Origin of the sequence: uncultured Methanobrevibacter sp., assembly GCF_902771435.1 — an archaeon.
Classification (GTDB): domain Archaea; phylum Methanobacteriota; class Methanobacteria; order Methanobacteriales; family Methanobacteriaceae; genus Methanocatella.
The window spans coordinates 17146-31253 of sequence record NZ_CACXXB010000028.1; the positions used below are offsets into that span (position 1 = coordinate 17146).

At 34.2% G+C, this 14108-nt stretch carries 11 protein-coding genes; 3 read left to right on the forward strand and 8 right to left on the reverse strand.

Translation table 11 applies throughout. The features are described from left to right. Nucleotides 1-138 precede the first annotated feature (138 nt). Nucleotides 139-837 (reverse strand): ABC transporter ATP-binding protein, encoded by a 699-nt coding sequence (locus QZU83_RS08040; RefSeq protein ID WP_295611117.1) that lies wholly within the window; start codon nt 835-837, stop codon nt 139-141. A gap of 9 nt (nt 838-846) precedes the next feature. After that, a complete protein-coding gene (locus QZU83_RS08045; RefSeq protein ID WP_295611119.1) occupies nt 847-1956 on the reverse strand; it encodes an ABC transporter permease in 1110 nt (369 codons plus the stop codon). A gap of 73 nt (nt 1957-2029) precedes the next feature. Between QZU83_RS08045 and QZU83_RS08050 the strand changes: the two genes are divergently transcribed. Then, nucleotides 2030-2272, forward strand: a complete 243-nt coding sequence (locus QZU83_RS08050) for a DUF3781 domain-containing protein (RefSeq protein WP_295611120.1) — start codon at nt 2030-2032, stop codon at nt 2270-2272. Nucleotides 2273-2343: 71 nt separating this feature from the next. On the opposite strand, the gene QZU83_RS08055 is transcribed toward QZU83_RS08050, so the two are convergent. The 5 genes from QZU83_RS08055 to QZU83_RS08075 all read right to left on the reverse strand — a co-directional run bounded on the left by QZU83_RS08055 (nt 2344) and on the right by QZU83_RS08075 (nt 10572). Beyond that, a complete protein-coding gene (locus tag QZU83_RS08055) occupies nt 2344-3171 on the reverse strand; it encodes a hypothetical protein (protein ID WP_295611122.1) in 828 nt (275 codons plus the stop codon). A 185-nt stretch (nt 3172-3356) separates the two neighbouring features. After that, on the reverse strand, nt 3357-4973 hold the full coding sequence (locus QZU83_RS08060) for an AarF/ABC1/UbiB kinase family protein (protein WP_295611123.1): 1617 nt from the start codon (nt 4971-4973) through the stop codon (nt 3357-3359). Nucleotides 4974-5304: 331 nt separating this feature from the next. After that, nucleotides 5305-6762, reverse strand: coding sequence for an Ig-like domain-containing protein (locus QZU83_RS08065; RefSeq protein ID WP_295611125.1), 1458 nt, complete (start codon nt 6760-6762; stop codon nt 5305-5307). 68 nt (nt 6763-6830) lie between these two features. Then, nucleotides 6831-8702, reverse strand: coding sequence for an Ig-like domain-containing protein (locus tag QZU83_RS08070; protein ID WP_295611127.1), 1872 nt, complete (start codon nt 8700-8702; stop codon nt 6831-6833). A gap of 25 nt (nt 8703-8727) precedes the next feature. Next, nucleotides 8728-10572, reverse strand: coding sequence for an Ig-like domain-containing protein (locus QZU83_RS08075; RefSeq protein WP_295611129.1), 1845 nt, complete (start codon nt 10570-10572; stop codon nt 8728-8730). Nucleotides 10573-11152: 580 nt separating this feature from the next. Between QZU83_RS08075 and QZU83_RS08080 the strand changes: the two genes are divergently transcribed. Together QZU83_RS08080 and QZU83_RS08085 are read left to right on the forward strand one after the other, a co-directional pair. After that, the gene (locus tag QZU83_RS08080) at nt 11153-12055 is read left to right on the forward strand and encodes a hypothetical protein (RefSeq protein WP_295611131.1); all 903 of its coding nucleotides are present in this window, start codon (nt 11153-11155) and stop codon (nt 12053-12055) included. A 105-nt stretch (nt 12056-12160) separates the two neighbouring features. Next, a complete protein-coding gene (locus QZU83_RS08085) occupies nt 12161-13144 on the forward strand; it encodes a homoserine acetyltransferase (protein ID WP_295611133.1) in 984 nt (327 codons plus the stop codon). 66 nt (nt 13145-13210) lie between these two features. Here QZU83_RS08085 and QZU83_RS08090 read toward each other — a convergent pair. Further along, a partial coding sequence (locus QZU83_RS08090) for a fructose-1,6-bisphosphatase (RefSeq protein WP_295611135.1) occupies nt 13211-14108 on the reverse strand: 898 nt, incomplete at its 5' end.

The window sequence follows — 14108 nt, forward strand, 5'->3', positions numbered from 1 at the left end:
ATTTTTGGGAAGGCATTATTTAATGAAATTTGCATTTTCTTTCTAAAATATGCAGTTAATGTTATTCCTTTTTTAACTAAATTAAACGTAATATTAAAAACAATTTTTAAAAAAAAAAAGAAAAGTAAAAATTAATGTCTAAACATCAATTTTACTGTTAATAAGTGAGTCATCACCGGCCGAAATTATTTCGCCATCCAAAACTTCAATAACTCTGTCTGCAAGTTTGGCTACATCCATATCATGAGTTACGATAATTAGTGTTACATTCTTATCTTCGTGTAAATCAATTAGTTGCTTAAGGATTTTGCTACTTGTCTTTGAATCTAGTGATCCTGTGGGTTCATCAGCCAATATTATTGAAGGATTGTTTGCAAGTGCACGGGCAATAGCTACCCTTTGACGTTCACCGCCGGATAACTTATTCGGTTTAATGTCAGCCTTGTCTTCAAGACCCACATCATCAAGAAGTTTCAGTGCGCGAGCCCTCATCTCCTTTGAGGACAACTTTTGTGTAAACATAGGTATTTCAACATTCTCCACAACTGAGATGTTCGGAATCAGATTATGCAACTGGAAAATGAATCCGATGCTTTCAGCCCTGAACTCATTTAATTTCCTGGAGGATTTCAAATCATGGCCTGCAACATTGATTGATCCTGAATCCGGAACATCCAATGCACCAAGCATATTCAATAAAGTGGACTTTCCCGAACCTGAGGGGCCGATGATTGATACGAACTCCCCGTCATCTATTGTGAGGTTTATCCCATTCAACGCCTTGATTTTACCGCCTTCATAGCTTTTATACAAATCCTTTATCTCTACTGCATTCATGATTTCACCTCACTCATACCTCAATGCTTCTGTTGGAGGCAATTTAACCGCCTTGAGTGCAGGATAAATTCCACCGATTATTCCGACAACAATAGCTATTCCAAATGCCTGAAGGAATATCTTAGGAGTAAACAGCGGACTGATTCCCATTTGGGGACCAAGCAGAGTGCATGCCAAAAATCCGATTACTGATCCGATAATTGCGGATACTATTGTAATTACAAGGGATTCGCCAACAATCATTGTAAGGATTTTTCCATCAGACCATCCGACAGCCTTCAGAACCCCGATTTCACGGGTTCTCTCAAACACTGACATTAACATTGTGTTAATGATGCCGAGACCCCCGACAACAATGGCCAGAAGTGATATTGCCCAGGTTGATGCCTGCAGCATGTTCAGCATGTCCGCCATCTGGGTCATCTCCATTACTGATGTTACTGTTGTGATGTTATCGCCGTACATATTATCAATCCTGTCTGCAACAGTTTGGGGATCTTCACCCTTTTTGACTTTAACATAGATGTTTGAGATTGAATCCTCATCATCCATCAAATCTCCGACCTTTGAAATTGATGTGAATACTCCTCCAGCCATATTCTGGTCTCCGGTTTCATAGATTCCCACAATCTCAAAGTCCTCTCCATCGATTTTTATATTGTCACCGACTTTATAGTCATTATCATCTGCATATATTTTGCCTAAAATGGCTTCAGATGCATTGTCTTTCATGATTCTCCCATCTGTCATGGAAATGTCCGCCAAAGCAGTACCGTTAGGATCAATACCGATTAATGTGTTCATATAGTCATCACCCACCGATGTCAGAACAACATATATCGGGTATGCCTCGTCCACACCTGAAACGTTTGCAATCTTATCCGTCCAATTTGCATCGATGGTGTTGGTACCGTATGCCGAATCTCCTGTTTCCTTACCTGAAATTGAAAAATCGGCACCTCCCGCATGAATTGTATCTTCAAAAGTATTGACCAAACCGTCTGTGATTCCACCAAGAGCAACAATCACTATTATGCCGATTGCAATACCGACAATTGCCAGAATTGCACTGTTCTTTCTCCTGAATGGATTTTTAAGTATAAATTTTAAAAATGACATAATACTAAATAGTAATGTAACATATAAATAACTAATTACATCATCGACCAAGATGCGAAAATGAGGTATTGAAATGCACAGGAAAGTACTTTTGGAAAATGTTGAAAAAATTCACACTACTGAAATGGGCGTTGGAAGAATACAGAAAAATCTTGGAATCAGTGAAGAGCCGGTTAGCTATTGTATTTCCAAGCTCAAACAGGACAATTCAATCGTTAGAAAAGAAGGAAAGAATTATTATGTTGATGTTGACGATTGCACAATAACAATCAATTCAAGCAGCTTCACAATAATCACAGCCCATAAAATCAGATAACTCCTCAAAAACTCAGAAAATAATTAGATGAAGAGTATTTAAAAGAATCTCTCAGTTCAATCTGCAGAATGTTACTCATTGTCCTTTATCAGTTTTTCTAGCTTTTCAAGGTTATCGTTAACCTCATCAAATTTGTTACTCAAATCTTCAAATTTGTCATCATAATCTTTAAGTTTGCCTTTAAAGTGCCTCATTACAATAGCCGCAGTTAATGTTGCTGTACCTGTCGCTGAAATGATAAAACCCATCCAGACCAATACTAAAGCATTTATTTTTCCGACATCAGTATTTCCCAATACCACATAACCGTTACTTGTAAATGCATTGGAAACCATGACAATTGCATCCAAAGGAGTTTTAGCTTCTACAATTGATGTGATGATGAAACTAACAAAGATTACTGTATACAATAAGATAATAGCTATTCCCAAAGAATGTGACTCAGTATATTCATCAAATTTATCATAATAATATTTCATGAAGTATAAAAAGACTGGAACATGAATCAAATCGATTAATCCTACCAATGGACTGCCAAATAACAAATAATGTAAAGCCCCGTAAGGAACAAGCAGCAGCACGAATAATTTACGTAGGGTTGTGCTTTTATCGATTGTTGCTGCAATATAAAGTGAAAGGGTAATGTCCAATAATGCAAAATAGATGGTGTCCGTATTCACATATATCAAGGTATACATCACATTAACAAAACAAGCAGCCATTAATGACAAATAAGCTACCTGCCTTAATGTGTGAATTTCCTCTTCTGGAAGATATTCCTTCAAATTAAAATATTTATTTCCAGTTATAGGCTTTTTTTTAACAATAAATACTCCAATCAATGTTAAAATCAAAAATAAAATAATTTCAATAAACAATTGCAGTAAAGTAGAAGACATGAACCAATTTTCCAATTTAATACACCGCATTATATTTATGAAAATTATCATTAAAAAATTTATTTAATAACGGAGTTATAATGAATTGTATTAAATCACGGATATGATTTCAATTAAAAAAATAGAAAAAATGTAGATGAATTAAATCATCTACTTGACTTTAACAGTTGTTTTAATGATTGACTTTATCTGCTATACAAATAATTCGCAACACCTATAAGTCCTAAAATAAATGTTACCAAATAACCTAAAACTGCAATCAAAGGCATGTCAAACAGCATTGGCCCTCTGGTGATTGTCATCACGATTGATGAACTCATTAAAAGTGCAGCAATTATTACAACTAATGAAAATTTGCTTACAACCCTGTCAAGACGGTCAATTTCAAATCTAAGCTTCAATTCACCATCATTTGCCTTGTGAATAGCTTTTGTGAGAATTGGCGGCAATGATTTGAGCATGTTTTTATAGTAAATCAAACTACCCTTTTTACTATCCAGATAATTTTTAAGGTCCAAGCGCTCGCCCATTGCATCTCTGGCTATCGGTTCAATGATGGCCATAACATCCACATCAGGATCAAGTGCAGTTGCATCGGCTTCAATCATGGATATTCCCCTGGCCATTGAAACGAATTCATTCGGAAGAACAATACCATAATCCTGCATAAGGTCCAGCAATTTCATCAGGACTTCATCCAGCCCTCCGGAACCGTTTGCAAAAAATCTGAAGAACAAATCACGAAGGTCACGTTTCAAAGTGGTGGTATCCATGTTATAATCCAAAATACCCATGTACATAAACTGATTAACCAAACCATTGACATCCTGATCTGCGACCATTAACAATAAGTCGCAAAGATCTTTTCTAAAACCATCGTCAAGAATTCCAACTGACCCTAAATCAATATAACACAAAACATTATTGTCTAAAATCATTATGTTGCCTGCGTGAGGGTCAGCGTGGAAAAATCCGTCAATCAGGACCTGTTTCATAAATGAACCAATTGCACGTTTGGCCAGAAGTGGCTTGTCAAATTCTTCACTATCGCTTGCAACCACATCAGCTAATTTATAACCATCAATAAACTCCATTGTAAGAACCTTTGATGTACAGTAATCGGAATATGCAATTGGAATATGTATTGTTTCATCTTCAGCGAAATTAGCTTCCAGCTGTTTCATGTTAATTAACTCATTGGTGAAATCAATTTCAATATGAATATCATAGTCAAACTCATCAATCATTCCAGGCAAATTGTACTTTCTATATTCCTCATTATGCTTATGAATTTGGCTTACAAGATTCTTCATGATTGCAATATCATATTCAAGTGTATCTGCAATGCCCTCTTTTTGAACTTTAACAGCTACTCTCTCACCTGAAATTAATTTAGCTTCATGAACCTGACCAATTGAAGCTGTAGCGAGGTGTTCCTTTGAAAATTCTGCAAATAAATCATCAATGTTTCCGTTGAGTTCTCTTTCAATTATGCTTTTAACTTCTTCATAGGAAATCGGAGGATTGTCATCCTGTAACTTTTCAAATTCAGTAGCGATTTTCTCCCCAACCATGTCAGGTCTAGTGCTCAACAACTGGCCCAATTTAATGAAACTGGTTCCCAATTCTTGAAACATCATTCTCAATTTTTCTGGGACTTCAGGATCTAAAAAGATATCATATTCTTCTTCCTTTGAAGGTAAAATTTTCTCTTTAACTGTTCGGTTTAAAACTTTACCGAAACCATATTTCCGCAATGCCGCAGTTATTTCACGTATACGAGCTTTCATTTCTCGGTCCATTTTAATCACTATATACATTTATATCAGTTCAAGTATATAATGATATAATTTATTGAACATATCTTCTTGAAAATATTAACAGTTCCCTTACCATTGAATTTATCTTCAAATACATTGAACAAATATATTAAATAAAGTCTCGAAAATATACAATATATTATAAAATAGGATTTTTATTTTACCATTGAATTTATCTTCAAATACATTGAACAAATATATTAAATAAAGTCTCGAAAATATACAATATATTATAAAATAGGATTTTTATATGGGAATTATATTAAATTAAAAAAAAAGAAGAGTTTTGAGTTAAAAACTCAAAAACATAGATTTATTTAATAATCAACTTATTTGATTTGCTGATTGCTTTATATGTGCTATCGCCAGCAAATTTAGCTGTGAAAGTGTATTTTCCTTTTTTGGTGATTTTCACTTTTACAGATGCAACACCTTTAGCATTGGTCTTTGCAGTGTAGGTTTTTCCTTTAAATTTGAAAGTTATTTTTTTACCTTTAATAGCTTTTCCTTTAGCTGATTTGAAAGTTGCCGCAAGTTTTTTGGTTTTAGCTTTTGCTTTATATGTTTTTTTAGCAACAGTGAGTTTAGGAGTTTGTTTGTTAACAGTAATATCAACTACTTTAAATTGGCCGGCAAAATTATTATCGCCTAAAATTGTGATTGCAGCAACATATTTTCCGGCTTTTGCAATATTAAGCTGTACATTAACTTTACCATCAGCATCTGTTTTTAAATCGTACACCTTGTTATCTAAAGCAATGTGGACTAATTTATCGATTATAGCATTTCCAAATTGATCTTTTAAGGTTATAGTCAAATTTTTGCCATTTTGACCGTCAACAACAACATTCACGGCTGTAGCTTTTACACCCTCTGCATCAATTTCGACTTCAAGTTGTTTGAAACGGATTTTATAATCAAAGACAAAGGATGTCGCATTTGACTTGGTTACTAAATCGTATTTGATGTTGCCTACTTCACCATCAATCTTGAAATCAAAAGTCTTGTTGGAATCACCCATGGAAGCGGAATTGCCGAATTGGGCAGCCATATCACTGAAGTTAAACTGGCTCATCATGTCCTTAATGTTCATGTTATCAAAACTGGTCATGTTGAACATCTTCATCAGTTCATCCATGCTTAATACATTGGCGTTGAAGGTGAGGTTGGTTAAAAATTTACCGTCAACAAAAATGCTTAAATCAGTAGTGGAAATGTTGTTGAATTCAGCACTCATATTAGGGGATTTGACAAAGTAATCGAAAACGAATTTTTCCGGATTTGAAATGATTCCTAACTTATATTTTACATCGTTAATATCACCGTCAATATTAAAATCAAAGGTTTTGTTATCACCGGTGAAATTGAAATTAGAGAACATGTCTGCAAAGTTTCCAAAGTTGGACATGTTCAAGTCAATTTGATTGATCATTTTTATGATATCTGAAAAATCATATGTTCCATCTGTTTTAGTGAAATTGAATGAAGATACCTGTTGGTCACCAGAATAAATGGTTATTTCACTTACATCACTGCTTGCATTATCAGTTAATGGCACATCATCAGCAACGCTCGCAACATCTTCATCCACATCATTTGCAGCTAAAATTTCAGCTGTATCTTGATTTAAATCTTGTTCAATAGCTACAACATCACTGTCGCCGGCCACTTCAATGACGTCAGATACATTATCTGAAGCACTTACTGAGCCAACAGCGAGTAGTGAAATGAGAACTATTGAAAACAATAATATTGTTTTATTAAATTTCAAATTTATTCCTCCTTTAAAAAAAAAGAAAGACGAAATTAAATTTTATTTCATCCTTCAAACATTAGAATCTATTTTAAGATTAATTTACCTGTTTTGCTAATTGCTTTATAGGTTTTGTCTCCTGCGAATTTTGCAGCGACTTTGTAGGTTCCTTTCTTGTTGAGTTTTACCTTAATAGTGGCTACACCTTTAGCATTGGTTTTAGCAGTGTAGGTTTTACCTTTAACTTTGAAAGTTATTTTTTTACCTTTAATTGCTTTGCCTTTAGCGGATTTGAATGTTGCTGTAACTTTTTTGGTTTTGGCTTTTGCCTTATAAGTTTTTTTAGCTACAGTGAGTTTGGCTTTCTGTTTGTTGACAGTGACTTTAGCAATGTCAAATGCACCATTATATACATCATCAGCCAAGAGGGCTACAGTACAGGTATAAATTCCTGCATTTGCAATATTAATCTGCAATTTAGCAGTTCCATTCTCATCTGTTGTTACATTGTATATTTCATTATTGATTGAGATTTGTACGGTTTTATTGTTTAAAACATTGCCTAAATTATCTTTTAAGGTAGCAGTGAAGTATTTGCCAATTTTACCGTCGACTTTAGTGTTTACAGTACTGATTGAAATATCCTTAGCATCAATTGTAACATTTGCTTTAGTGAGCTGTGCATTGAAATCAAAGCTTTTGTTGGTTGAAGTACCGTTTACAGTGCTTTCAAGCACTAAGGTATGATCTCCAGATACCACATTTTTAAATGCAACTTTTGCAGTACCATTTTCATTAAGAGCAACATTAGAAGTTTGTTTTCCATCCAAAATAGCATTTACCACAATATTAGGTATTGGATTGGAGTATTTATCTAATACAGTAATGGTTACTGTGGCGTTATCTCCAAGTTTTTTAGGAGCAACAATATCTGCTAAATAAACAACATCTTCAAGATAAGCGATTAAGAGATTGGATGTGGTATTGGCGGTTTCGTAGTTTCTATTGGATAAGAAAGTAGTATTTACATCATAATTTCCAGGGGTGAAAATGTATTCGAAACTTACAGACATCATGCTGTCCATACCGCCGGTTCCGTTACCACTGAACATATCCGCCCAGCTGTTACCTGATCCGTTTCCACCGAACATTTCAGTCCAATTCATATTAGCCATAGAAGACCAGTTAAATGTTCCGTTACCACCGAACATATCTGCCCAGTTCATGCCTCCTGAGTCGCCACCCATCATGGCGCCCATCATTTCTTCCATGCCCATGGAGCTCATGATACCTATTATGCCATTAAAGTCAAAGTTGACACTGCCGACACCATCGACAACGGATACTCTTTTACTTAAGCTATCCCCACTCCAAATAATGGTTACAATAGCTTCACCGGATACTCCTTTACCGTTTTTATCAGTCACATTGACCGGAACTGTAACGTTTTGATATAAATCGACAATTATGTCTTCGACATTTACAACAGGAGTTGCTTTTGTAACATAGAAAACAGCATCCTCAGATATGAGTTTATTTGATCCGTTTATTAAAGTAGCTTTAACGTAGTGTCTTCCGACTTCAACATCTCCTAAAGCCAATTCAACTCCGTATTGGCCAGCAGTATCAATAGATGCTTTTTCGACCATGTTTCCATCAACATATATTTCAACACCACTTTTAGCAAAGTCAATAGTTCCAGTGTTGTCAACGACAGTACCATTGATATTTACCCTTTCATCGTATGTAGTGTTTTCAACAATAAGATTCATTTGCACATCATCCTCTCCAGCGGATAATGCATCATTTTGATTTTCAACATCAATAATTTCTATTTCATTATCATCAGATACTTCCATGGCATCTGTTATATTACTATCATAAGCACTTACAGCACCAACAGCAAATAATGAAATAAGAACCATGAAAATAATTAGTAAAGCTTTATTAAATTTCACTTTAAATCCTCCTTAAACAAATTAATTATTTTATAGTCAATTTACCTTTTTTACTAAGCGCTTTGTAAGTGTTGTCTCCTGCAAATTTAGCTGTGAAAGTGTATTTTCCTTTTTTAGTGATTTTCACTTTAACAGTAGCTACGCCTTTAGCATTGGTTTTAGCAGTGTAGGTTTTGCCTTTAACTTTGAAGGTTATTTTTTTACCTTTAATAGCTTTGCCTTTAGCAGACTTGAAAGTTGCTGTGAGCTTTTTGGTTTTGGCTTTTGCCTTGTATGTCTTTTTAGCAACAGTAAGTTTTGCTTTTTGCTTATTGACAGTGACTTTAGCTATGTCAAATAAACCATTGTAAGCGTCATCACCTAAGAATGCAATCGCACAGGTATAAACATTTGCTTTTAATATATTAAGTTGTAATTTGGCAGTTCCATTTTCATCTGTTGTCAAATTATATTTTTCATTATTGATTGAGATTTGTACAGTTTTATTGACTAAAATATTGCCTAAACTATCTTTTAAAGCAACAGTGAAATATTTACCTATTTTACCATCAACAGCAGTATTTACAGTAGCAACAGACATGTCTTCGGCTGTGATTTCAGTGTCTACTTTTGGAAGAACCACATTGAAGTCAAAAGTTTGATTGGTTATGTTGCCTGTGGCATTGCTGCCAACCACTAATTTGTGGGCGCCATTGACCAAATTGTCAAAAGTAACTTGTGCACTGGCATATTCATTAAGAGTTACATTTACCTCTCTATTATCATCAAGAACAACTGTTACCATTATGTTCGGCATGAGATTTCCATATTTGTCCAATGCCATGATATTAACAATTGTTTCATCTCCAATGTTTTTAGGAGTAACGATGTCTGCCACATATACTACATCAGTATTATAAACGACTGTGAGATCAGTGGTATTTTCAGCTTCATTATAATTTCTGTTTGACAGGAAAGTTGCGGACACATTATATGTTCCAACAGGCAAGAAATAATTGAATTTAACGGCACTGCTTCCGGATGCGAAAGGACCATAACCACCGGAACCCATAGATTGGTTACCAGTTCCATTCACCATATTTTTAATTTGAGTTATGTTGAATTCCATTTTAGTGGAGTTTTGGCTGGAATTACCTCCAAATGCACCCCAATCGCCACCCATCATGCCCATCATGTTGCCCATCATGTCGGCCATGTCAAAGGTTGCTTCAGCAGATCCATTGATAATTTTTGCATATTTGCTTATGCTGTTCCCATCGATAAATATTGTTACCATTGCATCTCCGGAGAGATTTCTTCCTTTACGGTCAGTTACATTTACAGGCACTTTAACCCCTGCACCGATTATTGCAGTGATGTTTTCTAGAAGTACGATAGGGTTGGCTTTTGTAACACTAAATACTGTGCCTGCAGTTGCGATTTTATTTGCTCCACTGACTAATGTTGCTTGAGCGTAATGTGTTCCCACTTCCACCTTTCCTAAATCCAATTCAACTGAGGATTGGCCAGTAGCAGGATTTATAGGTGCATCACCAATATATTCACCATCGACAAGTATCTCAACAGTACTATTGCTGAAGTCAACTGAACCGGTGTTGTCAGTGACAGTAACATTAACCAATACCTGTTCATCATATGTTGTATTCTCAACATTGACAGTTACCTGAACATCATCAGCATTATCTCCATCAGCAGATAACACCTCATTAATATCATTTTTATCATCCACATTAACGGTTTGAACTTCATCATCATCAGCCACAGCCATCGTGTCTGCAATATTATCGCTATCAGAAGCACTAACAGCACCAATAGCTAAAAATGAAATAAAAACCATTAAAACAATTAATAACTTTTTATTGCATTTCATTATTTTTCACTCCATAATTAATATGCGCGGAGTTTTTAAAAAAGAATATTCTAGTGTAAATCCACCATTGACGAATAAACAACAATTAAATTTTACACATTTCCTCCCTAAATCAGCTCACAAAACATATTAAAAAATTTAATAAATTAAATATCCGTACATATACATTTGAAAAGCATCCCTATATAAATATATTGATTTAATTACTCATTTATCCAATATTATTTAAAAATAATAATCAAATGCCTATTAAATATGATTAAATTCTTTATAATATCTAATTTTTTAACAAAAATTTAGATTAAACAAATTTTAAAATAATCCAAAATTATTAAAAATTATCGAAAATTTTTTTTAAAAAAAAATAAATTTTTTAAATTGGACAAATTGAAGCAAAAAAAAATTTAATGCATATATAAAACCTTATGAAATATTTTGTATATTATGAGAATAAAAAAAATAAATGGTGAAAAATCAATAAAATTTAAAAAATTAAAGAAATATTAACCAATTTAATAATAATGAAAATTTAAAACCTTAAAAAAAAAGTTTTAATACTAAATAAATGCAATCTATTATTATGAATGACAGCATTAAAAACAAAATCGACCTTGATTATTTCACGAAAAAAATAACCAACAAGCCATCTTTCTTTTTAGTTAATTATATTCTAATCAATGTCGGTTTGATAATGTCATTTTTGATAAAAACAAATTTCTCATATAGAATTATATTGCCAATGGCAATGATACCTGGAATCTGTTTAATATTGAACTATATCTATAACAATATCATAAAAGGAAAATATAAAAAAGAGAATGTTACTTTTAAAAGGATTTATTCATTAGTAGGAATTGCAGCATTTATCCTGATTCCCATTTTAATAGGAATCTCCTTTAATTCTAACGCAGGAAATCAAATTAATGTCACAAAAATCGTATCATTAACAGTAATCATTTTGCCTTACTGCATCGCATACAACCACATTCTCAAAAATGGATTTTTAAATGAACCCTATGAGGATGTTCTGACAGTCATAATTATAATAATGGGTTTGATGTTGTATATCTCCAGAGAACATCTATTTGCTTTGATGAATTCAAGTGTAAATCTGGTGATTAATTATATGGATCAATTCCTTTCCGTCAATCTGACTGTCATTCTATTATGCGCAACCGTAGCGCTATTGTCATTCACTCATGCAATGGTGCTTGATGATGAAGAGATTGCACAATCTAAAAAAAATGGCGAAAGATTATTCACGGCGACTATCTTTTCAATAATCATATTTTTAATACTGTTACTATTAACATTTATGAAACCTTATATGGATTTAATTGATAATGCAAACCTGTTGAATATGATTTTAATTAGCATCTATTCATTACTATCAATCAATACCATACTATTCGTCGCAATAACCATATATTATGTGATTGTTAGCACCATAGAAACCTTAAAGCAGCTGAACCCAAAACTATGAAAAACATCAGAATCATTCGTAATATTTAAAAAAAACATGAAAAGAAATTATAAATTCATACGAAATTAATATATAATAAAACATACTATCAATAGAGGTGAGAACATGATTGATAATTCCAAGCTAGGTTATAGGAAATATGTTCTGGACGAATTTGAATTTGAAAACGGTGAGATCCTTCAGGATGCTGAAGTAGAATACACAACCCGTGGAACTCCAAAATATGATGAAGACGGCAACATTACCAATGCAGTCATCTATTGCCACAGATTTAACGGAAATTGCTTATCAATTGGAGATTTGGATCAATTGATTGGTCCGCAGAGCCCATTGTCTGATTATAACTTCTTTTTCATTTCAATTACTTCCCTAGGATATCCGGAATCATGCTCACCATCCACAACCAAACTGAAATTTGATTTTCCAAAATATACCATTAAAGACCGCGTGAATTTCAAAAGACAATTTTTAGCAGAAGTATTTAACATGGACAAAGTGTTGGGCATTCTTGGAGTTGGAGTTGGAGGTTATGAAGCCTATACATGGGCATGCGAATATCCTGATGAAATGGAATTCCTGATGGTGGGATTCAGTTCATTTAAAACAAACGGCTATCGCTACCTCACTTCCAAAGCTTTGGACAACTTAATTGTTTCATCTGATGCATATCTGGATGAAAACTATAGCACACAGTTATCCCAAATCATGTTTTCGATAAATTCATTAATTTATTCCCAATATTTTTCCAAAAAGGCATTTCAAAATTTTACCCGAGAGGAGCTTGACCTATTCATGGACAGTTTTGTTGATGAAGGTTCAATTGTTGACATCTATGACTTTAAATACAGAAACGAAGCAACATTGGACTATGATTTAGAAGACAAATTACCCAATATTAAAGCAAAAACATCAGTTACCTGTTCTTCAGACGAACACTACTTTACTCCCGAATTTGACATATATCCCCTTAAGGACAAAATAGAAAATCTGAAAATAGATATCTTTGATGCGCAGGATTTCGTATACAAAGATGATTATTCAGTGTTTGAAAATCTTTTTAGAGAATTTTTCGAAGAATTCAAAAAATAGACAAATATCAGTTAAATGATGTTAAAAAAAAGTAAAAAAAAGAAGAGATTAAAAATCTCTTTAAATCTAATCATCCATATCTTCAAATCTGGATTCTAATTTTTCCATTACACCAGGAAGTGAGGTGTATTCCATTTCTTCAGCAGGTAATCTGTGAGGTTCGAATGGACCGTGTCTTCTGATGTAAGTTGCGATTTTAGCAGCTTGTTCACGGGTTGGGTCGAATGCAGGGTCGTCGAATAAATCGACTGGTCCGATTAATTCACCGTTAGCAATTTGGAAACCTAATCCTACTACTCTAGGTGGTCCGTCGAATCTGATTGGGTTTGCTTCTGCTTCACCAACAGGCATCATTGGACCGTTGTGGGATCCTCTCATCCATCCACTTACCATGTGTGGGAATGCAAATGGATCTACACATTCACCGTTAGCAGGGAAACCAGATTGTGCTCTTACGATACATACTGGGTCGTCTTTACCTACGTATTCGCCAGCCATTAAGTTTAATCTTTCAGTACTTATTGCAGCTGCGATTTCACCGTTTTTCTTCCATACTCTTTTGATTACGTATCTTCCGGTGGAACCGATTAATGCAAGCAAGTCGTACATTTCTTCAGGACAGCTTAAGACAACTTTTCTGTGTTCGATTACATCGAATACTTCAAATTTGAATCCGTCGTGTAATGATGGGTCGATTACAAGACCTGCAGTGTTGAATGGGTCTGCAAACATTCTGAATACTGGCAAGTTGAATGCACCAGGTTCAGTTTTGTCACAGCAGAATACCAAAACAGGGTCAGATGGCCTTTCTTCGAATTCCATTTCTGCTACACCAGGACCCATACCTTTGATGTTTCCAGAGAATGTATCAGATAATAAGTCTTGACCTGCACCGTATAATTTTAATTCACGTGCTCTTTCAGTAGCTTTCATGAATGCATCATATGCGGTTTTGTGTACTTCT